This is a genomic window from Mesorhizobium sp. WSM4820, from assembly GCF_055811075.1.
This window is the reverse complement of the sequence record NZ_JBVVQN010000013.1, coordinates 96580-121997: the sequence shown is the minus strand read 5'-3', so window position 1 is coordinate 121997 and position 25418 is coordinate 96580. Positions and strand designations below refer to the sequence as shown.

28 protein-coding genes are annotated in these 25418 nt (G+C 61.8%); 13 read left to right on the top strand and 15 right to left on the bottom strand.

Annotated elements, in window-relative coordinates; all coding sequences use genetic code 11:
- Window positions 1–81: 81 nt before the first annotated feature.
- From AC0L2R_RS21375 to AC0L2R_RS21365, 3 genes are read right to left on the bottom strand one after another with little or no spacing between them, the layout of a single operon-like run.
- A complete protein-coding gene (locus tag AC0L2R_RS21375; protein ID WP_473511371.1) occupies window positions 82–1005 on the bottom strand; it encodes a DUF6492 family protein in 924 nt (307 codons plus the stop codon).
- Window positions 1002–1820, bottom strand: a complete 819-nt coding sequence (locus AC0L2R_RS21370; RefSeq protein WP_473511370.1) for a WecB/TagA/CpsF family glycosyltransferase — start codon at window positions 1818–1820, stop codon at window positions 1002–1004. The genes AC0L2R_RS21375 and AC0L2R_RS21370 overlap by 4 nt, the downstream gene beginning before the upstream one ends.
- The gene (locus AC0L2R_RS21365; RefSeq protein ID WP_473511368.1) at window positions 1817–2989 is read right to left on the bottom strand and encodes a glycosyltransferase; all 1173 of its coding nucleotides are present in this window, start codon (window positions 2987–2989) and stop codon (window positions 1817–1819) included. Before AC0L2R_RS21365 ends, AC0L2R_RS21370 begins: the two co-directional genes overlap by 4 nt.
- A gap of 175 nt (window positions 2990–3164) precedes the next feature.
- Here AC0L2R_RS21365 and AC0L2R_RS21360 point away from each other — a divergent pair, with 175 nt between their 5' ends.
- The 3 genes from AC0L2R_RS21360 to proC all read left to right on the top strand — a co-directional run bounded on the left by AC0L2R_RS21360 (window position 3165) and on the right by proC (window position 6395).
- Complete coding sequence (locus tag AC0L2R_RS21360; protein ID WP_473511366.1) at window positions 3165–4163, top strand: glycosyltransferase family 2 protein; 999 nt, start codon at window positions 3165–3167, stop codon at window positions 4161–4163.
- Window positions 4132–5451 (top strand): O-antigen ligase family protein, encoded by a 1320-nt coding sequence (locus tag AC0L2R_RS21355; protein WP_473511365.1) that lies wholly within the window; start codon window positions 4132–4134, stop codon window positions 5449–5451. Before AC0L2R_RS21360 ends, AC0L2R_RS21355 begins: the two co-directional genes overlap by 32 nt.
- Before the next feature lie 128 nt (window positions 5452–5579).
- Entirely contained in the window at window positions 5580–6395 is an 816-nt protein-coding gene (proC, locus tag AC0L2R_RS21350; protein WP_473511363.1) for a pyrroline-5-carboxylate reductase, read from the top strand.
- A 249-nt stretch (window positions 6396–6644) separates the two neighbouring features.
- Here proC and AC0L2R_RS21345 read toward each other — a convergent pair whose 3' ends face one another.
- Window positions 6645–7961 (bottom strand): NAD(P)H-dependent oxidoreductase, encoded by a 1317-nt coding sequence (locus tag AC0L2R_RS21345; RefSeq protein ID WP_473511361.1) that lies wholly within the window; start codon window positions 7959–7961, stop codon window positions 6645–6647.
- A gap of 195 nt (window positions 7962–8156) precedes the next feature.
- Between AC0L2R_RS21345 and AC0L2R_RS21340 the strand changes: the two genes are divergently transcribed.
- The 3 genes from AC0L2R_RS21340 to AC0L2R_RS21330 all read left to right on the top strand — a co-directional run bounded on the left by AC0L2R_RS21340 (window position 8157) and on the right by AC0L2R_RS21330 (window position 10962).
- Window positions 8157–8930, top strand: a complete 774-nt coding sequence (locus tag AC0L2R_RS21340) for an SDR family NAD(P)-dependent oxidoreductase (protein WP_091595146.1) — start codon at window positions 8157–8159, stop codon at window positions 8928–8930.
- A gap of 216 nt (window positions 8931–9146) precedes the next feature.
- Window positions 9147–9866: a hypothetical protein gene (locus tag AC0L2R_RS21335; RefSeq protein WP_473511359.1), complete on the top strand. Its 720-nt coding sequence runs from the start codon at window positions 9147–9149 to the stop codon at window positions 9864–9866.
- A gap of 175 nt (window positions 9867–10041) precedes the next feature.
- The gene (locus tag AC0L2R_RS21330; protein WP_473511357.1) at window positions 10042–10962 is read left to right on the top strand and encodes a YihY/virulence factor BrkB family protein; all 921 of its coding nucleotides are present in this window, start codon (window positions 10042–10044) and stop codon (window positions 10960–10962) included.
- A gap of 33 nt (window positions 10963–10995) precedes the next feature.
- Here AC0L2R_RS21330 and AC0L2R_RS21325 read toward each other — a convergent pair whose 3' ends face one another.
- Window positions 10996–11274: a DUF3606 domain-containing protein gene (locus tag AC0L2R_RS21325; RefSeq protein ID WP_473511355.1), complete on the bottom strand. Its 279-nt coding sequence runs from the start codon at window positions 11272–11274 to the stop codon at window positions 10996–10998.
- A gap of 225 nt (window positions 11275–11499) precedes the next feature.
- Here AC0L2R_RS21325 and AC0L2R_RS21320 point away from each other — a divergent pair, with 225 nt between their 5' ends.
- Both AC0L2R_RS21320 and AC0L2R_RS21315 read left to right on the top strand, forming a co-directional pair.
- Window positions 11500–11763, top strand: a complete 264-nt coding sequence (locus tag AC0L2R_RS21320) for a hypothetical protein (RefSeq protein WP_027155567.1) — start codon at window positions 11500–11502, stop codon at window positions 11761–11763.
- 207 nt (window positions 11764–11970) lie between these two features.
- On the top strand, window positions 11971–12171 hold the full coding sequence (locus AC0L2R_RS21315) for a CsbD family protein (protein WP_023800267.1): 201 nt from the start codon (window positions 11971–11973) through the stop codon (window positions 12169–12171).
- Window positions 12172–12299: 128 nt separating this feature from the next.
- Here AC0L2R_RS21315 and AC0L2R_RS21310 read toward each other — a convergent pair whose 3' ends face one another.
- Entirely contained in the window at window positions 12300–12500 is a 201-nt protein-coding gene (locus AC0L2R_RS21310) for a hypothetical protein (RefSeq protein WP_473511354.1), read from the bottom strand.
- A gap of 318 nt (window positions 12501–12818) precedes the next feature.
- Between AC0L2R_RS21310 and AC0L2R_RS21305 the strand changes: the two genes are divergently transcribed.
- Complete coding sequence (locus tag AC0L2R_RS21305) at window positions 12819–13712, top strand: transglutaminase family protein (protein ID WP_473511352.1); 894 nt, start codon at window positions 12819–12821, stop codon at window positions 13710–13712.
- Between the two features lie 206 nt (window positions 13713–13918).
- Here the strand turns inward: AC0L2R_RS21305 and AC0L2R_RS21300 are convergent, their stop codons facing one another.
- From AC0L2R_RS21300 to AC0L2R_RS21260, 9 genes are all read right to left on the bottom strand, one after another.
- Entirely contained in the window at window positions 13919–14218 is a 300-nt protein-coding gene (locus tag AC0L2R_RS21300; RefSeq protein ID WP_077379707.1) for a DUF1236 domain-containing protein, read from the bottom strand.
- A 442-nt stretch (window positions 14219–14660) separates the two neighbouring features.
- Window positions 14661–14900 carry a hypothetical protein gene (locus AC0L2R_RS21295; RefSeq protein ID WP_091595132.1) on the bottom strand — a complete coding sequence of 80 codons (240 nt, stop codon included), beginning with the start codon at window positions 14898–14900 and terminating at the stop codon, window positions 14661–14663.
- Between the two features lie 7 nt (window positions 14901–14907).
- Complete coding sequence (locus AC0L2R_RS21290) at window positions 14908–15153, bottom strand: hypothetical protein (protein WP_436798460.1); 246 nt, start codon at window positions 15151–15153, stop codon at window positions 14908–14910.
- Between the two features lie 216 nt (window positions 15154–15369).
- Window positions 15370–16053: a Crp/Fnr family transcriptional regulator gene (locus AC0L2R_RS21285; RefSeq protein WP_473511350.1), complete on the bottom strand. Its 684-nt coding sequence runs from the start codon at window positions 16051–16053 to the stop codon at window positions 15370–15372.
- 313 nt (window positions 16054–16366) lie between these two features.
- Window positions 16367–16729: an HNH endonuclease gene (locus AC0L2R_RS21280; protein WP_139172623.1), complete on the bottom strand. Its 363-nt coding sequence runs from the start codon at window positions 16727–16729 to the stop codon at window positions 16367–16369.
- 142 nt (window positions 16730–16871) lie between these two features.
- Window positions 16872–17633: a glutamine amidotransferase gene (locus AC0L2R_RS21275; protein ID WP_473511348.1), complete on the bottom strand. Its 762-nt coding sequence runs from the start codon at window positions 17631–17633 to the stop codon at window positions 16872–16874.
- An 89-nt stretch (window positions 17634–17722) separates the two neighbouring features.
- On the bottom strand, window positions 17723–18724 hold the full coding sequence (locus AC0L2R_RS21270) for a rhamnose ABC transporter substrate-binding protein (RefSeq protein ID WP_473511347.1): 1002 nt from the start codon (window positions 18722–18724) through the stop codon (window positions 17723–17725).
- Between the two features lie 45 nt (window positions 18725–18769).
- On the bottom strand, window positions 18770–19759 hold the full coding sequence (locus AC0L2R_RS21265) for an ABC transporter permease (protein ID WP_473511345.1): 990 nt from the start codon (window positions 19757–19759) through the stop codon (window positions 18770–18772).
- Window positions 19756–22323 (bottom strand): ATP-binding cassette domain-containing protein, encoded by a 2568-nt coding sequence (locus tag AC0L2R_RS21260; protein ID WP_473511343.1) that lies wholly within the window; start codon window positions 22321–22323, stop codon window positions 19756–19758. The genes AC0L2R_RS21265 and AC0L2R_RS21260 overlap by 4 nt, the downstream gene beginning before the upstream one ends.
- Before the next feature lie 199 nt (window positions 22324–22522).
- Between AC0L2R_RS21260 and AC0L2R_RS21255 the strand changes: the two genes are divergently transcribed.
- The 4 genes from AC0L2R_RS21255 to AC0L2R_RS21240 all read left to right on the top strand — a co-directional run bounded on the left by AC0L2R_RS21255 (window position 22523) and on the right by AC0L2R_RS21240 (window position 25324).
- A complete protein-coding gene (locus AC0L2R_RS21255) occupies window positions 22523–23806 on the top strand; it encodes an ROK family transcriptional regulator (RefSeq protein ID WP_473511341.1) in 1284 nt (427 codons plus the stop codon).
- A gap of 761 nt (window positions 23807–24567) precedes the next feature.
- Complete coding sequence (locus AC0L2R_RS21250; protein ID WP_127205724.1) at window positions 24568–24813, top strand: DUF982 domain-containing protein; 246 nt, start codon at window positions 24568–24570, stop codon at window positions 24811–24813.
- 8 nt (window positions 24814–24821) lie between these two features.
- On the top strand, window positions 24822–25070 hold the full coding sequence (locus tag AC0L2R_RS21245) for a DUF982 domain-containing protein (RefSeq protein ID WP_353682288.1): 249 nt from the start codon (window positions 24822–24824) through the stop codon (window positions 25068–25070).
- A gap of 8 nt (window positions 25071–25078) precedes the next feature.
- Window positions 25079–25324, top strand: coding sequence for a DUF982 domain-containing protein (locus AC0L2R_RS21240; RefSeq protein ID WP_473511339.1), 246 nt, complete (start codon window positions 25079–25081; stop codon window positions 25322–25324).
- Window positions 25325–25418: the final 94 nt, after the last annotated feature.

Sequence of the window (25418 nt, the reverse complement as noted above, 5' to 3'; positions counted from 1 at the left end):
CGTGATGCTTAAATACTTTGGGGTTCGGTCCCGGCATTGTCATGCAGAACCGGGTCGAGGTAATCGCGCTTTTACCCAGCACTAATCGAGCCCGATCAGACGGCGGATGCGGCCGACGTCGGTGCCGATGAACGACTGCATGCCGATGGCCACCTGTTGCGGCGCCATGGCGGCGACGAAACGGCGGAACTCGTCATCCGACAGCGCCTCGCCCGTCCAGTGGACGCGGCAGAACGCCTCCGAGTCATGGAAATGGCCGGCGCCATCGAGCACGTCGTCGACATAGCGGCCGTAGATCATGCATTCGGAGAATTTGCGCGCCGCACCGACGACTTCGACCCAGTTGCGGCCATGGATCTTCTCGATCCGCGCGCACAGCGCCGTCACGGTTTGGCGGCGCCAGGCAATCAGCGTCGAAATGTAGTCGTGGGTCGAAACCTCCGATGGCTCGATGCCAAGTGCCGAACCGGCATTGCGCGACCAGATGCGATGCTCCTCATGACCGTCAGCAGACAGCACGCCGTCGCGGCGGAACAGCCGCACCTTGCCATCGCGCCAGAAGGCGCTGCAGTCGAAAGGTTTTAGGAACGCCACGTCGGAATCGCAGAAGACCAGCACGTCTTCGCCGGCATGCGCCGATATCGCGATGCGGCGAAGCTGCTGCACATGCCAGCCGCGCAGCGGCTTGGTCTTCAGGCTGAGCCAGATGCGCCGGCGGAACAGGCTGAGCGGATCGTCGAAGGCATGCAGCCAGCGCGGCAACAGGTCCCGCTCGTCGACGATGGTGCGGCGATTGTTCTCCAACTGACGAAACAGCGCCACGTCACGATGCTCGACAAGAATATAGTGGTGCGCCACGCCGGAAACGTAGCGGTCGATTGTGTCGCACAGCAGGCGGCAGCGCTCCAAATCCGGCGCATAGCTTGCCGTCACGACCGCCGCCGTCGGCGCCCGGGGAAGGAAATCGGCCTCCGTGTCAGGGCTCGGCACGAACCGGTTGTTCAATGATCTGCTCCGGGGCCTGCTCTGGGGCGAGTTTTGGCAGGAGCGGGCCTCCGCAAGAATTTCTGGCCGATGACGCGCCACAGGAACAGGGGATTGCCGACCACATAGCGGCGCCAGAGACGGCCCGGTTCGATCCACAACCGAAACAGCCATTCGAGCCTGAGCCGACGCATCCACAGCGGCGCCCGCGGCACCGTGCCGCTCAGGAAATCGAGCAGCGCGCCGACGGCGATCGGCAGCGTGCAGTGGCGCGCGTCGATGTGGCGTGCGATCCATAATTCCTGGCGTGGCACGCCCATGGCGACAAGCAGCACGTCCGGCCGCAATCTGGCGATGCCATCGACGATTGCCGGCTCCTCGGCGGGAGAGAAATAACCGTCATGGATGACCACGAACCGGTGCTGCAACGCGAGCGCTGCCAGCTTCTTCGACGCCGCCTCGGCGTTGACACGGGTCGCGCCGAGCAGCCCCACGGTCAGCGGCCTGGCGGACGCCTGCAGGAAGGCAGGGATGAAATCGGTGCCGTTGAGATTGTCCGGAAACGATGCTCCGTAAAGCAGTTTCGCCGCCAGATCGACGCCGACGCCGTCCGGCAGGATGAGAAAATCGTCGAGCGCCTCGGCAACTACCGGGTCCATATAGGCGACATTGGCGTTGTGAGCGTTGAGAAAGGTGACCTTGGTGAAGCGCCGCTCTGCAATCAACCGGGTCAGGTGCGCGACCGCATCGTCCCAGCGGATGGCAAGGACCGGGATGCCCAGGATCGATTTCAAGCTGTCGGCCCCGAAAACGGCGCGGGTGTTGTGCACATTCATACAAACATCTCCTGGCCGACAGGCCCGAGCTTTTCCAGGCCGAGCCTGATTGCGGCATGGAGCGCCTTCAGCTGCCGGCGGTGGAAAGCGCTGCCGTCGACGTCCCCGACATCGGCTACTGCTGCTTCCAGGGCGCCGGCGAAGGCGACCGGATCATCGGTCACCACGCAATTGACCGGGCGATGGTCGATGCCGCGCAGAGAATGGCTGGTGGCGACGGAGGGCAGGCCGAGTTCGAAGGTTTCGATGGTCTTGAGCTGCACGCCGCTGCCGGAGGTGCTGATCAGCGGGATGACGGCGGCGCTCCGCACGAAAGCCTGCGCGTCCGGCACGCGGCCGACGAATTCGATGCCGGGATGCGCGGACCTGAGGTCCGACGGCATGCCGCCGGCAATCCTGACCCGGAAATCGGGCCTGAGATACGGCACCACCTTTTCCAGGAACCAGTCGAGACCGATGCGGTTCGGCTGCCAGGTCCAGGTGCCGATCAGCGCCGCGTCGCAGTCGATGCGGCGCGGGGTTTTTTGCACCGGCGGCTCGGCGCAGGTCACCAGCGGCAGCACCGCCGAGCGGTCGTCGGAGGCGACGCCGAGCGCTGAGCGATCTTCCTCGGCCAGCGTGAAGACGAAGCGTGCCCGGCGACAGAGCCGTTCTTCCACAGTCTTGAGCAGCCTTGCCTCACGGCGAAACAGCAGGCGCTGGAAAAGGCCGCCGGCGGCAGCGGCGTTCTCACGCGCCGAACGATGCTCGACATTGTGGGCGACGAAGATCGACGGCCGGTCGCCGAAAAGCCTTTCGAAGGCGCCGGCGAACTGCACGGAATTCAAGACGTAGCCGTCGAAAGGGCCGGCGCGTTCGACGGCGGCGCGGACCTCGCTGGCGTTGACCACGCGCAGCTTGACCGACGCGAAAGTGAGGCCGGAGAGCATCGCCCTTGCAACCCAGGCGAGCTTTTGCAGCGATGAGGCGGTTTCGGTGCGCACATCGACGGCGCCGAGCACGATGGTGTTCTTCGGATCGCTCGCAGGCTTGCCCGGCCAGGTGAAGCCGATCACGGTGACCCGCGCGCCGGCGCGCCGCAACGCGGCGATGATCGCGGCATTGGCGATCTCGTAGCCCGAGGCAAGGGCTCCGTCGGGCACGATCGATGTGGCGAACAGCAGATGCATCTCACCTATCCTAAGCGGATACAGCTAACAAAGCGCGGTGAAGCCTTGATTAAGTGAAGATATTTGGTGGCCCGGCGTTGCCGATTTGCGGGCTTGTCCACGAAGGTGATAAACGAAACGTTATCATCACGGATGCTATCGAGAGCCAAACTCACCAATCCCGGGCTGGACACGGATGATCCCTTTGCCATTGGACGGTTCGGTGTCGATCGCAGGGCGGTCGCCGGGACTTGTCGCCGCTGCCGTCGAGGCGGTCGTTACGCTGCCGACCTTCAAACGGCCCGAGCAACTGCTGGCGACGCTGGCATCGCTCAAGGCCCAGGAAACCGGCAGACGATTCGCAATCATCGTCATCGAGAACGAAGCCGAGGCGCGCGCCGGCGCCAAGGCGGCACTGCCGCTGTTCGAGCGCGGCGACATCCCGGGCATGGTGATCGTCGCGCATGAGCGCGGCAATTGCAGCGCCTACAATGCCGGCTGGCAGACGGCTATCCTGCACTTTCCTGACTTCAGCCACCTGCTGGTCATCGACGACGACGAGATCGCCGATCCGCAGTGGCTCGAGCGCATGTGCCAGGCGGCCGAGACGATCGGTGCCGACATTGTCGGTGGCCCGCAAACGCCTGTGTTTGCCGACGCGGCCCATGCCAGTTGGGCCGAGCACCCGGTCTTTGCGCCACCTTATCGGCAGACCGGGCGGGTACCCGCGCTGTATTCCTCCGGCAATTTGCTGGTCGGCCGCAACGTGCTCACCGCCATGGGGCCGCCCTTCCTCGACCTGAAATTCAACTTCATGGGCGGCGGCGATTCCGATTTCCTGAGCCGGGCGGCACAAACAGGTTTTGTGCTTGGCTGGTGCGCCGAAGCGCAAGTGCATGAAACAATTCCGGCCCGGCGCATCGAGGCCGACTGGATCCGTGCCCGCAGCCTGCGCAACGGCGTCATCTCGACACTGGTCGAGAAGAAGAAGCGGGCCGGCACGCCGTTCGCCGGCACCAGGGTTTTCTTGAAGAGCCTGGCGCTGCTTGCCGTCTCGCCGTTTCGCGGCGCGGCCAGGCTGGCGCAGACGGGGTCGTTGGCGACGGCCTTATACCCAATCCATGTCGCTGTCGGCCGCGTGCTTGCCGAATTCGGATACGCCAATGAGCAATACCGGCAGCCTGAGAAGAACTGAACGCGCGCCGCTCAGCGCGGCCTTCACACGCGACGGTGTCGCGTCCGCGATCGCCGCGCTGCTGTTCACTGTCATCCTGGTGTCGTTCCGTCCGTTCCAGCCGGCCGGCGCCGCAACGACCGGCGATGGCGGCGACATCGTCAACCAGCTCGGCTTCGGCTCGCTTGGCGCGATCTCGGTCTTCTCGCTCATGGCTTTTGCCGACCCGCGCGTGGTGCGCTCGCTGCTCAGCCCGTCCTGGCTGCTGATGCTGGCTTTGCTGATGCTTTCGGTGGTGATGGCAACCGATCCGCCGTCGGCCATGCGCGCCGCCTTCTTCACGCTGATCGGCATTTTGACGATGGCGACGATCCTGGCGCTGCCGCGCGACGCCGAAGCTTTCTCGAAAGTCATCATCTTCACCATCGTCGTCGTCATGGGCCTGTCCTATATCGGGCTCATCGTCTTTCCAAACGAGGCGCTGCACACCGCCGCGTCGCTGGAGCCGGAACATGCCGGCCTGTGGCGCGGCGTGTTCACCCACAAGAACATCGCCGGGCCCGTCATGGCCTGCTTCAGCTTCGCCGGGCTGTACCTCTACCGGCGCGGACAGCGGCTCTGGGGCGCATCGATCTTTTGCGCAGCGATGATCTTCATGCTGCACACCGGTTCCAAGACGACGGCCGGACTGGTGCCGTTTTCGATCCTGATCGTCGTGCTGCCAAGCCTGATCGGCATGCGGCTTGGCACGCCGATCCTGTTCGCGCTGGCCATCATCGCCGCAGCGATCGGCACGCTGGGCATCGTCTTCCTGCCGCCGGTGAAGCATCTGGCGGCACTCTATTTCCCCGACCTGACCTATACCGGGCGCACGACGCTTTGGGAGTTCGCCGGCGAGATGCTGGCGAAGCGGCCGTGGACCGGCTATGGCTTCGAGAGCTTCTGGGGCACGCCGCTGCTGTTGAACCAGGACCAGCCTTTCGACCGCGCCTGGGACATCCGGACCATCGTGCACGGCCATAACGGCTATCTCGACATCGCGGTGCTGATGGGCATCCCGGCGCTGTGCGTGGCGGTCTACACGTTCCTAGTCGCGCCGCTGCGCGATTACATGCGCATTCCCTTGCGCAAGGAGAACATCTATCTCGGCGACTTCTTCATGATGGTGGTGCTGTTCGCAGCGCTGAACGCCTTCCTCGAAAGCTTCTTCTTCCATCGCGCCGACCCGGTCTGGCTGCTCTTCGTGTTCGGCATGTTCGGCCTGAGGCAAGTGTCGCTGCGGCCGATGGCGGTTCGTGGTCCGTCCTGATCCTCCGTCCCAACAGGGCTTCCCCGCCTAGTCGCGAGGGTCTATGGGAGAACATCTTTTGGTTTGAGCATCGGATTTTGCCAAAACCGGTACCCACTTTTGGGCCCAATGCTCTGCGGAGGTTTTCCATGACGATCAGGCTTGTTCTCGCCGGCTGCGGCAATATGGGCTACGCCATGCTCTCCGGCTGGCTGAAATCGGGCAAGCTCCCCCCGGCGGCGGTTTTCGTGGTCGAGCCCAATGCCGATCTGCGCAAGCGCGCTGAAGCGCTGGGTTGCAATGCTGCCTCGGATGCCGGCGGCATTCCGGCAGACGCGGTGCCGGCCCTCGCCGTCATTGCGGTGAAGCCGCAAGTGATCCGCGAGGTGACCGCCGCCTACAAGCGCTTCAACGATGGCCGCACCACCTTCCTCAGCATCGCCGCCGGAACGCCGGTCGCCACTTTCGAGTCCATTCTGGGCGATCGCGCGCCGATCGTGCGCTGTATGCCCAACACGCCGGCGGCGATCGGCAAGGGCATGATGGTGGTGTTTTCCAACCGGCTGGTTTCCATCGATACGAAACGTTTCGTTGCCGATCTGCTCTCGGCGAGCGGCGAAGTGACAGATATCGACGACGAGGGCCTGATGGACGCGGTGACGGCGGTGTCAGGGTCTGGCCCGGCCTATGTCTTCCATTTCATCGAAGCACTGGCGGTGGCTGCCGAGACGGCCGGATTGCCAGCCAAAACCGCCAGGCTGCTGGCCGTGCAGACGGTCTATGGCGCCGCCTCGCTCGCCGCCGAAAGCGGCGAAGATGCGGGCGTGCTGCGCCAGCAGGTGACCAGCCCCAACGGCACCACGGCCGCCGCACTTGCCGTGCTGATGGGCGAGGACCGGCTGATCCACCTGCTCACCGAAGCGGTGGAGGCGGCACGGCTGCGGTCGATCGAGCTGGGAAAGTAGTGGCTTGTCCGACGTCGCATCCAAGGTGCGGGATACAGCGCTCTACGGCGCCCCCTCTGTCCTGCCGGACATCTCCCCCACAAGGGGGGAGATTGGCAGCTTCGGCGGTCCACTCACCACTGCGATGTTGGAGATAGGCGAAAGCCGGCGTGACGCCCGATCTCCCCCCAAGTGGGGGAGATCCCAAGTTTTGGCAAAGAGGGCAGGACAGAGGGGCGCGCTGTCCCGCCGGCATCAAAATTCTGCGCACTACCCCGCCCCGTACAGCATCTCGTCCTGCAGCCGGCGCAAGGCGAACAACCTGGTGGTCGGGTCGGGCGCGGCATTGGCTGATGTCAGCAGCTCGCCCTTGCTGACCGGCCTCAGCACCTTGCCGCCTTCGAGCAGGCCGACCGGCACGGCGCGGTTGGCGCGGGCCTCCTCGACAGTCATCGTCCAGGAGCGGTAGCAGGTCTCGCCGATGGCGTCGAATGTCTCTCCCGCCGCCAGATCGCGCTTGGCCACGGCGCAGACCTCGGCAACCGGCCTCGGCAGCGGCACCATGTCCGGCTTGCCATAGAGCGCGATGCGCGCGGCGGTGAGCGGCACTTCCAGCGAGGTCAGATGATAGGGCCGGAAGAAGCTGTAATAGGGTCCATGGCCGATATGCAGATCGTCCATGCGCTCGATGATGCGCGGATGCGTGGCCTCGACGATGACGAACACGCCGGGCGCCACGCCTTTGCCGATTGTGTAGTCGACGACGCCCTTCCTCGACAGGATGCCGCCGTCGGCGCGCGGGATGAGCACCTTGGCCAATTCATCGCGGTCGGCCTTGGGACCGTGCATGCCGGCAATGTCGGGCACCAGCCCGGTGGCGTTGGCGATGGCGCACATCTCGACCATGGTCTTCGAGCCGTCGACGAACTCGACCAGCATGCGCGGGTTCATGTTGCGGCGCAGCGCTTCCGCGCGATAGTCGTCAGGGATGGCGTCGTGGTTGAGCGGGTTGTTCTTGCCCTTGCCGGCGCAGACGATGGTGTAGCCGAGCGCGGAGGCGAACTCGATCAGTTCCATGCAACTCGACGGCTCGTCACCGGCGCCGACCGAATAGACGACGCCGAGGCGGTCGGCCTGCTGCTTCAGATAACAGCCGATGGTGACGTCGGCCTCGACATTCATCATCACCAGATGCTTGCCGTGCTGCATCGCCATCAGGTCGAAATCGGCGGCGACACCGGGCTTGCCGGTGGCGTCGATGACGATTTCGATCAGCGGATTGGTGACCAGCATCTCGTTCGAGGTGATGGCTATTTTTCCGCTCTCTATCGCCTCGCTGAGCTTCGACGGCGTATCGGCCTCGCGCGCCATCGCCTCATCGCCATAGGCGATGCGGATGGCATCACGCGCGGTGTGCGGGCGGCGAGTCGAGACGGCGCACACCGAAATGCCCGGCATCAGCATGCCTTGCGTCACCAGGTCGGTGCCCATCTCGCCGGAGCCGATGACGCCGATGCGCACCGGTCGGCCTTCCGCGGCACGCTTGGCGAGATCGCGGGCAAGCCCAGTCAAGGCGACATTGGTCATGCGCAAGTCCACTGCTTTTGATCTGAAGGGGAATAGCAGGGAACGGCAGCCTTTTGCCAACGAAACCGGCCGCCGTCGTCAATTTCTTGCGGCTGGCTTTCGCGCCGCGAGCGGATAGTCTTCCCAGTTACTGTTCAGAGATGAGGAGACCGCCCTGTCGGGCGGCGCCCCGACAGGGCTCTCAGGGAGGTTGAGATGACAAACGAGTTCACGCCGAAATTCGATCTGGCTGACAAGGTGGCGCTGGTCACCGGCGCCTCGCGCGGCATCGGGCGCGCTTGCGCGCTCGCCTGCGCCGGCTCTGGCGCCGACATGATCGTTGGCGTTCGCAGCGCTGCCGACGGCGCGGATATCACCGCCGAGATCGAGCGCATCGGCCGGCGCGCGCTGGCGGTACAGATGGACCTCACCGATCTGGCGACGGTGCGAAAAGCGGTCGCCGACGCCCACGCCGCCTTCGGCCGCATAGACGTTCTGGTCAACAATGTCGGGCTCGGGCCCGAAAACCTGGCGGAGAACGTGACCGAAGCGGATTTCGACCTCACCGTGAACGTCAACCTCAAGGGCACGTTCTTCACCACCCAGGCGGTCGGACGGCTGATGATCAAGCAGAAATCCGGACGCATCATCAACATCAGTTCGCAGGCCGGCACAGTGACGCTGAAGGGCGAAGCGATCTACTGCATGACCAAGGCGGCGATAAACCACCTCACCCGCTGCCTCGCGGCCGAATGGGCGCAGCACAAGATCACCGTCAACAGCGTCGCGCCGACCTTCATCTGGACCGACGGAACACGGCCCTCGCTCGCCGATCCGGACTTTCATGCACATGTGCTTGGGCACATCCCGCTCGGCCGCATCGGTGATCCGATCGATGTCGCCGGCACGGTGGTGTTCCTGGCCTCGCCCGCCGCGTCAATGATCACTGGCGCGAATGTACTGGTCGATGGCGGCTGGTCAGTGGCGTGAGCGAATGGGTCGTCTCGCTGATGGCTGCAAAGACACGTCTGGACAGTACAGCCAACGCCGCACTTTGCCCCGGCAGGTTCGCCGCGCTTACGCCGTCAGGGCACCGACAGGTGGCCGGGCATTACGATGCGGCAACTTGACAACGGTCCAGTCTTTCAAATTGAGTGAAATCACGATTAATAGAGAACCGGCACAAGACAGATGGGCGAGACACATATGGCATGGGATGAAAGAAAGATCGGTTACGGCAAGGGCCACTATTTCATTCAAATGGGCCTTGCGCTGCTGGTGCTCGTCTTTCTCATCGCCCTGCCGCTCGCCTTTCTTCCCGAAGATATCAGGAAGTTCTACCTCAGCGAGGGCGGTCCCATCGAAGTCTTCTCGGCCGCCGGTTACCTGATCGTCGTGGCGACGCTTGTGCGGGAAATGTCCTATCGGGAGTTGCTCAAGCGCTGGTATCTCGTCGCCATAGCGATCGCGATGTGCCTGCGCGAGTTGGACTTCCATGCGCATTTCACCACCCACAACATCACCAAGACCACCCTCTACATTTCGCCTGACGTTCCGCTGTTGGAAAAGCTGATCGGCGCGACGGTCGTTATCGCCCTCGCCATTGCCTTCTATTTTCTCCTCAAAGACGGCCTCCGTAGCTTTGTGCAAGGGCTTCGCCACGGCGAGGCGACTGCCGTTGCCATTGCCGCCGCTATCGGTTGCGCCGTCCTTTCGAAGGTCATCGACGGGGCGCCGTCAAATCTCACATTTCTCGGCATACATGTTGCCCGGAACGATACCTCGGCAGTGTTCGAGGAAATCCTCGAATTGGGGATTCCGATCTATCTGGCCATCGCGGCATTCGCGGCCTTCCCGACGCAGGACGGTCTCACAAAAAGAGCCGCCGGACAGGTCGCGCCAAACAAGCCAGGATCGGTCATCTGATTGCTCTGCCACGCCTTCGTCATCCTAGGGTCTGCGCCGCGTCGCTTCGCTCCTTGCTCCGCCCCAGGATGACGAAGTGGAGGGGTGTTTCAGCCAATCCTAGAGGTTGCGACCTGCCACGCTCTGGTCCGCCGCGGTGCTGCCTCTATTTGCTTGAGAAGCAGGCGAGGCAAACATGTGGGATGTGGCGAAAGAGGCCTGGACACTCCTTAGGGAGAGCATCGTCGGCTTCATCAATGACAATGCCTTGAGCCACGGGGCGGCGATGGCGTTCTATGCCACGACCTCGCTCCCGCCGATCCTGCTCATCGTCGTCGCCATCGCAGGCATGGCCTTCGGAAACGATGCGGCACAGCTGGCGCTTTCGGCCCAGATGGCGGGCCTGATGGGTCCGCAGAGCGCCGAGCTCCTGCAAGCGACAATCGAGAACGCAGCACACAAGGAGGCGGGAACTCTGGCGAGCATTTTGGGGCTCGTTACGCTGCTGGTTACCGCATCCGGCGTGTTCGGCGAAATGCAGGTTGCCCTGAACGAGATCTGGAAAGTCAAACCGGGCGGCACATCGATTTCACGTCTCGTGCGGGCACGAGCTGCCAGCCTGGGTCTGGTCGCGGCGCTTGGCTTTCTGCTGCTGGTGTCCCTGGTCGTAAGCGCGGCAATATCGGCGCTTGCAGATATCATCAACGCTTATCTGCCCTTTGGCACCCTCATCCTCAGCGCTATCAACGGGATCGTTTCGTTTGCGCTTATCGCGCTGTTGTTTGCGGCAATCTACAAGGTCCTGCCCGACCGCGCCCTGCAATGGCGCGACGTCGGCGTCGGCGCCGTAGCAACGGCGCTTCTCTTCACGATCGGCAAGTCGCTGATCGGCTGGTATATCGGCACCAGCGCCGTCGCATCGTCATACGGGGCAGCCGGCGCACTGCTCGTCGTGCTGCTGTGGGTCTTTTATTCGTCCGAGATCTTTCTGTTGGGCGCCGAATTTACGCGAGCCTACTCGGTTCGATATGGCAGCCGGTCCGATCTGGAGGCGACCATTGAAGCAAGCAAAACGCGAGCAGAAGCCAGCCACGGCGGCCATGATCGAAAAGTCTGAAAACGAAGTCTCGAATTTTTTTCAGCCGGTTGCTCACTGCCTCCCGAAGCCATTCCCGGCATCGACACCGGCGCTAAAACGCCCGGCGCGGCGCCCTGAGGCGAGCATGGCTTTGGCCGGTCGCAGCGACATGCGAAGTTCCTTCGCCGCAGCCACCAGCTTGGCACGGTCGCTTCCGTATCTCCTGATCAACTGATGGACTTGCGCCGGGGTGATGCCGTTTTGCCGGGCAAAATGCCTTACCACATAATCCTCGCTGCCAGAAATCCGATCCCGGTGGCGAGGATAGAGCTTCGCCGCGTCGGCTGCCATGCTTACTCTCCTTTGGTCACGTTTGCTGACGATGTACGATTGGCCAACGCAAAACGGGCGAATTCGTTGCCGCATGCGACACCAATGCAGTTCGCTTTTTCGCCGCAGGCCCGAGCGCCCGGCCAAAGCAATCGGGTCGAAGCACGTATCTGGTTAAGTCCATACGTCGATTTTTCGAGACTCAGCCCTCAGGCACGCGCATGATATGGGCAGGGAGGAAAAGCCATGCGCGAATTGCCAAAGAGCATTGACGCAGACGTTGTAATCGAAATCAGCAGGTTGCTCGACGACCGTGCGAAGTCGGCACCCGTGCCAGTCCACAAGCTTGCCTCGATGATCTCGAATAGTCTCGAGACCGATCTGCCGACAGCTTCCATCGAAGAGTTGATCGTTGAAATGGCCATGACCCGCCAACTTCCGATGCTGTTCGATCTGCCGGGGGCGGATGCAGACAACGTCATATCGATAGCCTTGGCGCGCGCCAGCTGATCCGGCTGAGGGACCTTTCCGGCGAGTGTGATTTCAAGACGCGGATCGTTCCCGTCCTGCTCCAATTCGCGCCGCTGGCTCCGGCCGGCGGCGTGTTTGCCGCGTCGCCAATGACAATCGTCATCGGCAATAATCGTCATGGCGATCCGCTGTTTGGGAACATGTGGTGTCCAGTTGCATTTCCTCTAGACAACAAAGGAGGAATTCATGAACTGGGATCAAATCAAGGGAAAATGGATGCAGTTCAAAGGCCAGGCCAAGGAGCAATGGGGCGACCTTACCGACGATGACCTTGATCGCATCGAGGGCAATCGTGACCAACTCGCAGGACGCATTCAGGAGCGGTATGGAATCGCCAAGGAAGAGGCAGAGCGCCAGGTAGACGACTGGTCCAGAAGCCTCACCTGAGTCTTCAATATCCAGGCTGCGCCGTCGATCGGCGCAGCCTCGGCATCATCCAAATTCACGCTCGCAAATGTGGTGCATGCGACGGTGGTGAGTTGATCTGTGCCAGCTGTCGCTCCCGGTTTTCGGAGCTAGCGCGCCGCTTGTCTCTTGGCTTGCACGGCGACGGCGGTAAGGAAAGCCGTTGCGGCAGTATCGCACGCCGCTCGGGACGGGCTATAGGCGAAAAGGATCAGTTCGGCAGCCCTTGTCGTAAGGCCGTGCTTTTTAGCGAAAGCAGCTATTTCGTAAGGCTTGTCGTGGTCTATGGCCAGTTCGTAGTCCTCATTCATTGCTTCCTCCCGTTTGCGACGTTCCTCGCCTTGGCCCCCTCCCCGGCGCAAGGATTAACTTCCCCGGCCTTGAGAGAGTCTACCAATTAGAGATTGCAAAAGGCCTGCGGCGCAAGTCCGCTGCTTTTTTCGCGGCCATGCTGCCAACGGAACCAAGAGCAGCGGGCCAGCATGGAGGATCACTTCGGCGCTAGCCGTGCCGATCTGTTCATCGATCCGCCTGATACGGCCGTCTTGAGGGGCAGCCCCATTTTGTCCGCTGCACATCAAAAAAGATTATATGATGGCGCTGATATCGCAGGTGGTCGACGCAAGCCAATGCCGATCTTTTCAGTCAAGCACACGACCGTCTATCGCTATACGCAGCCGGTGACGTTCGGCGAGCACCGGCTGATGTTCAGGCCGCGCGACAGTTTCGATCAGCGACTTCTGGATCACGGCCTGTTTGTCGACCCCGAGCCGAAAGAAATTGGCTGGATCCACGACGTTTTCGGAAACTGCGTTGCGGTAATCGATTTCAACGGCTCGGGCGACGAACTGCGTTTCGTGACAGACATCCGGCTCGATCACACGCCGCAGCATGCGCCTGATTTCCGTATCGATGACGCAGCACTCAGCTATCCATTTTCCTATGATTCCGACGAGGCAACCGACCTCAGCCAAACCATCGAGCGCCATCACCTCGATGATGGCGACGAGATCGGCAAATGGGCACGACAGTTCGTGAGCGCCAAAGGGCGCACCGAGACGGGCAAATTGCTGATGACGCTTTGCTACGCCATACACGAGAGCTTTGTTTATTCGCGTCGAACTGAATCAGGGACGCAACCGCCTCTGATGACCTTGCACCTGCGTCGAGGCACATGCCGGGACTTTGCGCTGTTCATGATGGAAGCGGTTCGTTCGCTCGGTTTTGCCGCCCGGTTTGTGACCGGTTATGTCTATGTGCCGAGCCGCGACAGCGGTTCTGTCGTCGGCGGCGGGTCGACGCATGCCTGGTGCCAGGTCTATTTGCCTGGCGCGGGTTGGGTCGAGTTCGATCCCACCAACGGCATTGTCGGGAACCGGGATCTGATCAGGGTGGCTGTGGCCAGGCATCCTGGGCAAGCCATCCCACTTTCGGGAAGCTACTGCGGCAGCGCGTCGAGCTTTCTCGGCATGACGGTGGAGGTCAAGGTGGTGAGGGAAGCCGGCAATCACCAGCATCAATAAAATCAGCGTATCCTAATACGTCTCGCAACTGTTCGCGGGAGTTTGCTCGCCGGTGTCTGTCGGGATTTTGCGCATTGGGCAATCACGCCGTTGCATGACCGTTCCAGCGCGATATTGCACCTTCTATCTCAGCGCCATCGGGATATCGGGAAGGCCCCAGCCCGCCGCGCCTTTCGGCATGACGGGCTTCAGCGCGAGGGGTCACGTCAGTCGTAGACCTTCACAATCTTGCGGGTACCTGGATCGACCAGGACAGTTCGGCCCTCGATGACGACGTAGCGGTACTGAACGTCCGGCACCTCGTAAAGCTCGACTGTTTCGGGCAAAGCTGTGCCGATGTTGAGCTCGACGCCGGGAAGGCTGAGTGATGCCACCGGTTTCTTTTTCACGTATTCGCGGATCACGGTGTCATGCTCGGGTTGAATAATGACGTCCTGAGCGGCAGCGGCGCTGACACCGACGAGCAGAAGCATGCCTGCCGCAGCCAATGTAAGTTGCTTTCCCATAATAGCCTCCAAGCAACCTGTAGCTGCGGTGCTTGATTGCTGCCGCGGCGGGTTGCCTAGCCATCTCAACGATGCGGAGCAATTCTTGTTCCACCGGCGGTGCGGGAACCGGCTGCCACGGCCTATCAACGCCGATGTTTGGCGACGCCCGCGAAAGCCCGCTCAAGGCCTGGTTTCTTCTTGAGGCGGCGCGTTTGGGACTGGACAATCAGGCTGTGGCCATGTTTCACACGCAGAGGGCCTGTCGCCGGCGTCGCCATAACGTTCCACGAGTTTTGCGAAGCCGTAGGCGAAGGCGGAAAGCAGCGCCAGGATAACCACTATGCGAGCGGCCATACGGGATTATAGCAGGCTCCCGCTCAGGATTGACCCCAGCATCAGCTGTGCGAGGCGACTGCGCGAAACCGTAACGCCACTATGCTGCTACCCAGAGGCGTCTAGCTTAGCTAGTTTCCGTCCAGGGGGCCGCATCGAAATCGATCGCAAATCCCGCGTCGATGGCGCTTCGCGCAATGAGATCGCCAATTTGCCAATCCGTGAGTTCGCAAAGTGGAAACATCTTCCTCACGGCGATGGTCACTTCGACTATCGAGACGCTCGGATTGTCGACATGATCGATCAGGTAGCGGACAATCGCTTGCCGAACATCCAATGAATTTGGCTTCTGCAGCGGCGCGGACATTTCCGGCCTACGAATGGAGCCGTGGTTCCAGGCCATCGGCTGTTTTGGCGTCGAAGGCAACGGGCACGCCGTGCACGACGCATGCCGCCGCCAGCATCTCCTCCAACTCGTGGTTGGTGGCCTTGCAAGCCGGCATCAGCGTTCGAATGGCGCGGATCGCCTGCGCGATCGAGAGATACCGAGCCTTGCCTCTGGAAAGGACATAGGCCTCTGTCGCGCCTTCAACGGTGACTGTGTGAAAAGTGTGGCTCATCAACAGTTCCTCCCTGCCAACACTACGACTTTCGTCTAACATGCGGCGACCTTCAAGCTTATGTCTGATATCGGACAATCAGGCGGAGCGCGTCGCGTTTGACCGGCCTCATGCGACGCGCTTTGTTTTTATGCATGTCGCTATCGCAAAACCGCTGCACACCCTCGGGTCAGGCCCTGGGTCAGGCCCGAGGCGCATGCTTGTGCGCGACATGCGTTAGCCGAAGTGACGTTGCTCCTCGTCGCCATAGGCGCCATGTGTGAGCTTTATCATTCCGGCACGGTCGACGATCGTGATCTCGCCGCGCCTGGCGTGAACCAGCCCGCGATATTCAAGCATTTGCAGGGCGGTGGTAACCCCGGGGCGCCGAGAGCCGAGCATGGTCGCCAGGAATTCATGCGTCAGCTGGATCTTGTTGCCCTCGGTCCGGTCGTGGACCATCAGCAACCAGCGGGCCAGCCGTTCCTCGATTTTCGAATGGCCGTTGACCAGTGCCGTCCGCGACGACTGGACAAGGAAGGCGTGGGCATAGGCAAGCAGCGACGCGCGAAGCGACTGGCTCTTTGCCACCTCAGCACGAAGATTCTCAACCGGCAGGCACCAGCCATTGCCTGCGACCTGGATGTAGGTTTCGTTGGGAGAGCTGTCCTGGCTGAGAATGACGGCAACGCCTGTCATGCCATCATAGCCAATGATCCCGACCTCACTCTGCCGCCCCCCAGTCATGGTGGCGACCACCGAAGCGATACCCGCCTCTGGAAAATACACATGCTCGATCGGCTGATACGGCACCTCCAGCTGGGCTTTGAGGTCCAGTTGGACATGATGCATTGACGGCCGCAGCAGCGCGAAATCCTCTGGGGAGAGGGCTTTCAGCAGATGATTGCAAGGAAGGGACACGGCTCTCTCTCTCCCGGACGGGCAAGAGCACGTACCCTCTTACTGTCGGCTGCATCCGCAGCACTGGCGGCCGATATCGAAGCATAGGCTGCAAACACGCGATTGGCAAAACCTGCGCCACCGGGGCCGAACTTAAAGCTGAGACAAGGTGGCGGCGGTCGATCCGGCGCACTTTTGCGCATACTTGCGCGCTGGCTTCGTCAGCGAACATACTGTGCGTGCCACAACCGGGCGCAACCCTGCGCAGCTGTGGATCGAGGTGCCTGGACGAACGTCCGATGGACCCTGCCCATGCGGACATTCCTTACTCAGCTCAAGAGTTGAGCTTCTCCAGATTGCATGGCCAACACAGGATGCGCGCGTTCTCATCGGCGTTCGTGCCGCCGCGCTGGGGCGAAACGTGATGATCGAAGTGCCATGGTGTGTTTGGATGTTGCGCGTGGGGTTTGACTTGCGACCAGAGCGTTAGACACTTCGGACACCGCTCTGGGTTCTCGGCAATGAGGCGGGTTCTTACTGCCTGGGAGAACGCGCCGCCGCTCGCCTTCTTCCTCTCAGCATAAGCTTGGCTGCGTTGGCGCTGGCATACCAAGCAGCGATCGTATGTATTCCACGGGGTGACAGCGTCACACTTGCTACAGAACTTATGAGCGCGCTCGGCTGGCGGAATACGCATCTTGGTTCGGGTTCCTTGCTTGTTTCATTGAAGGCAGGTCCCCACGGGGGGCTCGCAAGTTCGACTTATTTGATCGCTCGCTCGTAAATTTGTTCCAAATATTCCGGGTTGCCGCTACTGTCTAACCCGGCATCCGACTTTCTTATTCGTTGCCGGCGAGCCAACGGACCATGTTCGCCATCAGTTTTCCGTAGAGCGGCCATCCGAGAAAATCCTGCGAGAGCCAATGCGGGCCGATATCGGTCGCCCAAGCAATCGCGCGGCCACGGCCATGGCTGCGAACGGCAAGGAGCGGCCAGTCTGTGCCGCGATATTGGCAGGTCGCCAGAAGGCGGGACGAGCCGTCCTGCCTGAATTCCAGCTTGTTCATGCCGAGGATGGGCGGCAACGGCCCCTCCACCCCGGAAAAAATCGGATGGGACGACTGCAGGATCGAGGCGTGGAGGCCTTGCGGCACCTCCATGCCATCGCAAAACGGCAGGCAGCGGATCGGCAGCACGTCTTCGACAGAGGTGTCATGGAACCGCGCCGTCCCGAACATGCCCTGAAAGCCCATGTAACCGCCGGCCAGCATCAGCCCTCCGCCGCCTTCGACATAGGCCTTGAGCAGATCGAGGCGGTTGACGCCGACACGCCCGGCGCGGGCATCCGGCGTGACCAGCAATGTCAGCGCGCCGACATCGGAGATCACCACTGCCTGATATTGGGCGAGCGCATCAAGCTCATAGGGAAACTCCGCGGCGCAGCGCTCGCCGCCGATCTGCGTGACGACGATGCCTTCGGCGGCCAACGCGGCGTTAAAAGCGGTCGCACCATTTGTCGAGGTCGCACTTGTAAGCACATCACTGCCGATGGCGACCGACGTCGTCGCTGAAAAAGTTTCGCCTGCAAGCAACATCTTCATTGCCGCGCCCCGCACTGTTTTCGTTCGAGAGGGTTTAGAAAGGGCGCCGGATCGACCCGGCGCCCCCCTTGGGCTTGAGCTTTACAGGGTCAGAACTCGAACTCGGCCAGGTTGTCGGGGGTCACGATCTTGGCCGGACCAAGGATCAGTTCGCCGCCGGCGCCAATCGTGTACTCGCCGAGCCTGCCTGCTGTGAACTTCTCACCCTCTTTGCCGGTGATCTTGCACTGCGCAAGCGCCTGGGCTGTCTGATAGGTAAGATAGCCAAGATCGGTGACGTTCCACCAGATATCCTGAGCCGCTCCGTCCTTGATGTATTTCGAGATCAGAGTGGCCGGCGCGAGGCCGGTCAACTTGACCTTGCCGATCATGCCCGCCTCCTCGAGTGCACGCGCCGCCGCCGGAAGGCCAATGCCTGCCGGGACGATGATCACCTTGAGATCCGGAAAGGCCTGGACCAGCGCCAGCGCCTGCTGCTGGTTGATTTGTTCGCTTTCTTCGCCATAGGCGACCTGCACCAGCTTCATTTTGGAGAACTTCGGCTCTGCAGCCATCTTCGCCTTCATGAAGTCGATCCAGGCGTTCTGATTGGTCGCCGTCGGCGTCGACGACAGGATCGCGAATTCGCCTTCACCGCCGCTGAGGGCGAATGCACTTTCCAGCATCATTTCGGCGAGGCTGTCGCCCTTGACCTGATTGACAAACACCGCGCGGGCATCGGCGGCCACATCGGAGTCATACGAAATTACCCTGACGCCCTGCTGAACGGCGCGCTTCAGCGCAGGCGCGACGGCATTGGCGTCGTTGCCGGCAATTGCGATCACCCCGACCTTCTGCGACACGAGGCTGTTGATGAATTCGATCTGCGCCTCGGCAGTCGCCTGCGATGGGGCGACCTGGGTAGCAGTGCCGCCAATTTCCTTCGCTGCCTCTTGTGCGCCTTCAAAGGCCACTTTGAAGTAGGGGTCTGTGTCGAGCTTGGGCAGAAAACCGACCGTTACGGGTTCCTTGGCGCACTCCTGGCTGAAGGCCAGCGAGGTTGGCGCGAGCAGAACCGCGGATGCGAACAGGGCTAATCTAAACGCTTTCATTGTGACTCCTCCGTCAAATTCGGGCTTGAAGGAAGGGGCCCGAGATCACCCCTTTGTCTCGCGCATTGCGCGGGATCTGCTGAGCCGCTCCTGTGTGGAGCGCCAGTAATTGCCGACGAGCAGAGAACCGATAAGCAGCATGCCGATGATCATGCCCTGCGCGTCGCCGCCGATCTGGCTGAGCGCCAGCACGTTACGGATGATGGCGATAAGGACCAGCGCCAGCATGACGCCGGTCAGGCGACCCTTGCCGCCAAAGACGCTGACGCCGCCGAGCAGAACAATGGTGATGACATCGAGTTCCATGCCGAGCGCATTGTTGGCGCGCGCGTTGGAGAGGCGCGCGGTATAGACGATGCCGGCGATGGCGGCGACGATGCCCGAGACGACGAACAGTTTCAGCACCATCCGGCCCGTGTTGATACCGGAATAGCGCGCCACTTCGGGGCTGCCGCCCAGCGCATAGATGCGCTTGCCGGTCGGCGTCTTCTGCAGCACGACCGCAAACACCGGCGCCAGCACCAAGAAGGGTACGATGGTCCAGGGTATCTGGGTCCCTGGCAGGTTGTTGATGCCGAAATCGACGACCGCCGGCGGCAAAATGTTGACCGAGCCGGTGCCAAGCAGGATGTAGCCGATACCTCGATAGAGCGCCATGGTGCCGAGCGTCACCACCAACGACTGCAGTCCAAGGCCCGACACCAGATAGCCGTTGAAAGCGCCGAGCAAGCCGCCAGCGATGAGCGTCAGCGGGATTGCAGCAAGCGTCGGCACGCCCGTCTGGACCAGTAAGCCAAAGATGACGGACGTCAGCGCCAGCACCGAGGCGATCGACAGGTCGATTTCGCGGGTGATGATGAGCAGCGTCATCGGCAGGATCAGCAACGCCTTTTCCGAGGCGCTCGCGGCCAGTTGCGAGAGATTGAACCCGGAAACGAAATTCGGCACGAAGATCGCCGCGTAGAGAAAGATGGCCAGGCAAGAAGTCGCCAGCAGCAGATCCCAGAAGTCGATCGAACGGAGGAACTTTTTCATCTCGCCCTCGCCTGCCTGGCCTGATCCGCGCGCCGCACGATGAAGGTATCGATACCGATGGCGACCAGGATCACCAGGCCGTAGACGCCCTGTAGCCATAGCGGGTCGACGCGCACCAGCGTCAGACCGTTCTTGATGACCAGCAGCGTGAGCGCTCCGAGGATGATGCCGAGCAGCGTGCCCGAACCACCGCGGATGGCGACGCCGCCGACCACCGCCGATGCGATCACCGTGAGTTCGAAACCGAGCGCGACGCGGGCGTCGATGGTCGCATAGCGCGATGCCCACAGCGCGCCGCACAGGCCGCCGAGCAGGCCGGCCATGCCAAAGGCCAGCAGAATGCGTCGGTCGACCGGGATGCCGATAAGACGCGCGCCGTCCGGATTGGAGCCAGCAGCGAACAGTTCGCGTCCGATCGCCGTGCGATAGAGCAGCACGTAGCCCAGGCACAGGATGACGATCGCGATGGCGACGATCAGCGGCACGCCGGCGATCTTGTGGCCGGTCATGTCGAGCCAGGCTTGCGTTACTTCGTCGGCGCTGATCTGGTCGCCGGCTGCCCAGATCGAGTTGAAGCCACGAAAGATCGACATCGAGGCCAGTGTCACGACGATGGCCGGGATCCCTCCCCTGGTGACGACGAGGCCGTTGATCAGGCCGGCGACACCACCGACCGCGCATGCGGTTACGAGGCCGATGCCGATGTCGAGCCCCGGATAGGCCTGAACCATGCTGGCCGCCATGTAGGCCGAAAGGCCAATCACCGCGGCGATCGAAAGGTCGATGTTGCGGGTGATCAGCACCAGCATCTGAGCGAGTGCTGCCACCACCAGCAGAGCGGCATCCATCGACACGGCGGTCAGGTTCGCCGCACTCACCATGCGCGGGTTGATCATGGTGACCGGGATGGCGACCGCCAGCATCGCGGCGAGCAGGCCGAACTCCCGCCGCTTCAGCATGTCGAGCGGTCCTTTTTTCCTCGCCGCGCCGGCGGCGCGTTCCGCCTGTGCTGCCGGGTCGGCGTTTTCGCCGGCCTTCGTCGCAGCCTCCAGCACCTTTTCCTGGGTGGCCTCGCCCCTGGCAAATTCGGCCGTCCGATGGCCTTCGCGCAGGACGATGATGCGGTCGCACATGCCGATGAGCTCGGGCATTTCGGAGGAGATCAGGATGATAGCCATGCCCTGCGCGGCGAGATCGGCGATCATCGCATGCACTTCCGCCTTGGTGCCGACATCGATGCCTTGCGTCGGCTCATCGAGGATGAGGACGCGCGGCTCGGTGCGCAGCCATTTGGCCAGCACCACCTTCTGCTGGTTGCCGCCGGACAGGTCCTTCACCGGCTGCCCGTATCCGGAAAAGCGAAGCTTCATGCGCTTCAGCCAAGCCGAAACCAGATCGATCGCGCGGTCGGTGCCGTAAAGGCCGGAGCGAGCGGCCTTGTCGAGGACGGGCAGCACCGCGTTGTCGAGGATAGAAAAATCCATCACCAGGCTCTGGCCCATGCGGTCTTCCGAGACATAGGCGATGCGCGCATCCATGGCGTCGCGAGCCGATGCGAAGCGCACGGTTTCGCCGTCGATCAGGATTTCGCCGGCATCAGGCTGGTCGATGCCGAACAGCACGCGCGCGATCTCGGTCCGCCCGCTGCCGACCAGGCCGCCGAGCCCAAGCACCTCTCCGGCGTGGAGCTTGAGGTCGATGCTGGAAAAACCGCTGGCGTGCGAAAGCCCCCTCGCCTCCAGCACCAGCGCGCCGGTGGCGTGGTTTCGTTCCGGATAGAGGTCGGTCACTTCGCGGCCCACCATCATGGTGATGGCGGCCGCGCGGCCAAGTTCGGTCTTCGACTTGACGCCGATGAGGCGCCCATCGCGCAGCACCGCGATGCGGTCGGCGATGCGGAATATCTCATCCATGCGATGTCCGACGAACATCATCGCCACGCCATGCAGCCTGAGATCGGCAACGACGGTGAACAGCCGCTCGACCTCGCGCTGCGACAGCGCGGCGGTCGGCTCGTCCATGATCAGCACCCGCGCGTCGAGCGACAACGCCCGGGCGATCTCGACCAGTTGCTGTTCGGAGGTGCGCAACGTTCCGAGCCGGGTTTCGGCCGACACGTCGAGGCCGACCGTCGCCAGCACCTTGCGCGCGCCGGCATACATGGCGGCGTTGTCGATGCCGCCGAAGCGATCGCGCGGCATATGGCCGAGATAGATATTTTCGGCGACCGAAAGATCGGGGAACAGGCCAGGATGCTGGTGCATGACCGCAATGCCGGCTGCCTGGGCATCATGCGGCGTGTGGAAGACCACAGGCTTGCCATCGACCTCGACATGGCCGCCTGTAGGGGCATGCACGCCGGCCAGCAATTTCACGCAGGTGCTCTTGCCGGCACCGTTTTCGCCAAGCAGGGCCAGCACCTCGCCAGCGCGCAATTCGAAGGACGCGTCCCTGAGGGCAATCGTGCCGCCGAAGGCCTTCGTCGCCTGAACCAGGGCAACGGGGACCGCCGCGTCCCTCTTCACCACGGCATTGGCCTCGCCTAATGCGCCCAACTGCAGCATCCTCCCTCCCAGCTGGTTGTTTTTTTCAATTTGCTATATTAAATGCCCTAAAGCCGCAACTGGAAAATTGACTTCCATGGCACTGACGGGCACTGTCGCGAGCGCACTGGGGCGGCTGGAGTGCCTCGATCGCAGCAGCTTCAGAGCTGTGATGATCGGCTAGAGTGGCTCTGCGAAAATGAATGGGGAGGCACCGGTTTTGTCCGGAAAAGGCAGCAATTCCGTCAAGGTTCGGCATTACAACGAGCGGTTCGTGCTTGATGCCATCCGCCGTCTGAAGGAGGCATCCAAGTCCGATCTGGCGCGCGCCGCGAATCTGACGCCGGCCGCGGTAGCAACCATTGTCGACGGACTGGAGTCGTCGGGATTCATAAAGCAAGTGGGGAAAAGGTTCGGGCAACGCGGATCGCCGTCCACTCTCTACCGACTTACAGCAGAGCGCATCTACAGCGTCGGTATCAAGATCGGCCGGCGCGCGCTGGAAGCCGTCCTCGTCGACTTCGCCGGCGAAGTTCGCTCGCGCGGGTCGCACGAATATCGCTTTCCGGACCCCGACCTGGTGCTCAAGGCCGGCAATATGTCGCTGGCCAATTTCGAAAAACTGGTCGACGGGCTTGGCGACGCCAGCATCGTCGGTATCGGCATCGCTTCGCCGTATTTCCTCGGCGGCTGGAGCGAAGAACTCGGCTTTCCCAATGACCTTGGAAGCCGCTGGGAAGCAATCGATCTGACGACATTCTTCGCTACAAAGCCAAGGATCCCGGTTTTCGTCGAAAACGACGCGTCGGCGGCGGCGCTCGCCGAATTGATCCAAGGATCCGGCGCACGGTTCCGCGACTTCATGCATATTTCGATCGACACCTTTGTCGGCGGCGGGCTGGTGCAAGGCGGCAAGGTCCACACCGGGCCGCATGGCAACAGCGCCGCGCTCGGTCCTTTGCCGGTTTCGCCTTCAAGCCTCGATTCGGTGGCGGCCAAGCCGGCGCGTTACCAGAGCCTGCTGCATCGTGCCTCGATTTACGTGCTGGTCAATCACCTCAAATCGCGCGGTGTCGAGATCAATCGTGTGCGCGAACTGGATCCGCTGCCGCGGGGGGCGCGCGAGCCGCTGTTCGAATGGATCGACGACTGTGCCAATGCGCTGGTCGAGGCAATCATCGCCATCACCTCCGTCATCGACATCGAGGCAATCGTTCTCGACAGCATCCTGCCGCGGCCTATTCATCTCGAACTTCTGACAAGAGTTCAGACCCAGTTCAACCGGACCAGCGCCATCGGCATCGTGGCGCCGGAAATCGTCTCGGGGCAATTCGGCCCCGAGGCCTCGCCGATCGGCGCAGCGATGTTGCCGTTCTCGGCACTGCTGGCCCCCGACAGCGGCGTGCTGATGATCGGTAAGGACAGAACGATATTGTTGGGCAGCCTTTCGAAGCTTGCCAGGCAAAGCCAACCAGCAAGGAGCTCAGCGATTTCAACGGGATAGATGGTGCTGCGAGAGAGGATTGAACTCTGAGTTGGTCTAATGGAATCAACAGCTTACGAGGCTTTTTGTAACACTGTGACGGTCATCAAAATGACCCAGGCATCAGATCGAACGCTGAGCGGCGCGAACGCAAACCGAGGCCGGTATGAGCATCTGCCACCCCTTACAAGAACCTTTTGATGGCGGCCGAAATTTCGGCAGGCTTTGTCTTCATATGTCCTGCCCCGGGCGCTTGGATGACAGATACAAGTGGCTTGAGGCCATGCCTCCGGCATGCATTTGCGGCAGATCCGCCGGCGCAATCACTCTCTGGCCGGCCAGTTCATGTTTCGTCACTGCATCGAAGCAGACATCCACGTCTGATGCTAGATGTTGCTCGAGCGGCTCGCCGGCAACAAACGAAAAGCCTGCGTCACGTAAAAATCGGATCTCCTCAACTGCAACTTGGCGAGAACGATTTCAAAGACTTTGTTGAATGGGATTTCGGGAAGGTAACCGAGCGGTCCGAGCTGGCGCTACTTGGTCGCGTCTTCAATCGCTTGAGGATTGACGGTCAATCGAACAACAACGCGAAACGCTCGCGTCCAGAATTATTGCCAATTACATGGCCGGAGTGGTGGACGAGGAAAAACTTCTGTCGGCCTCGAAACAAGCGCTGGGGCGGTAAGCGACGGCATGACCGGGCCGGCCAGAGAAATCAACCCAGCCGCCGCTGTGATCCGCCTCTACCAAACATGTGAGCATCCCCTAATTTAACCCTAATGGGTCTTCTCTGGTTCTCTCCCCCTGTCTACGTGAAAGCGAACCGTCCGGGCATTCGCCATGGGGTCAGCCACGTTGAGGGAGCCGCCGAGGAACTCATGGCGTGGGACACAAAGGGGCCGAGGTGGACGAAAGCGGTCCAATCATGCGTTGACGCGTTCGAGGGCAGAGTGTCCCCCCAAGAGGTCCGTGAAGCCTTTGAGGCGGCTGCCAGGGAGGCGAGCGTGTATCTGTCGCCTGAGTAGGAGGTGTCATGGCAACCCTTTGGTTCGTCCCTCCGGTGTTCGTGAAGACTGAAACGGACGGTGCCAGGCATGGCTGCAACAATGCGAGGGCAGCCCTTGAGCAGCTCAAGACGTGGACCCGGAGAGGACCTCACTGGCACAAGGCGTGGACCCTCTGCCTGTCAGCACTGGAGGGCGATCCGATTGACCCTCACGTGATCCGAAAGGCTTTCGTGGCTGCCGCTAAAGAGGCGGAGATGTATCTCTCGCCTGAGTAGGAGGTATCATGGCCATCCATTGGTTTCACCCTCCGGTCAACATCGAGACCGACCGACCTGGGCTGACATACGGCTGGAATAACGTCGAGGTTGCCGCTGCGGAATTCATGAAGTGGACCAAGCGGGGACCTAAGTGGAAAAAGGCAGTTAAAGCCTGCATGGCCGTCCATGAGGGCGAGGGCACAGCCGACGACGTAAGGAAGGCCTTCGAGGGTTGCTGTCAAGGACGAGAGTTTGCTACGCTCCTCCTCTAATTAGGCTCACTTTGCGTGGACGCTGTTGAACATCGGATGCCGCACAGTGAGCTGCGCTATTTGCGTGCAAGCACGACGTGAGCCTCTTGGGGGA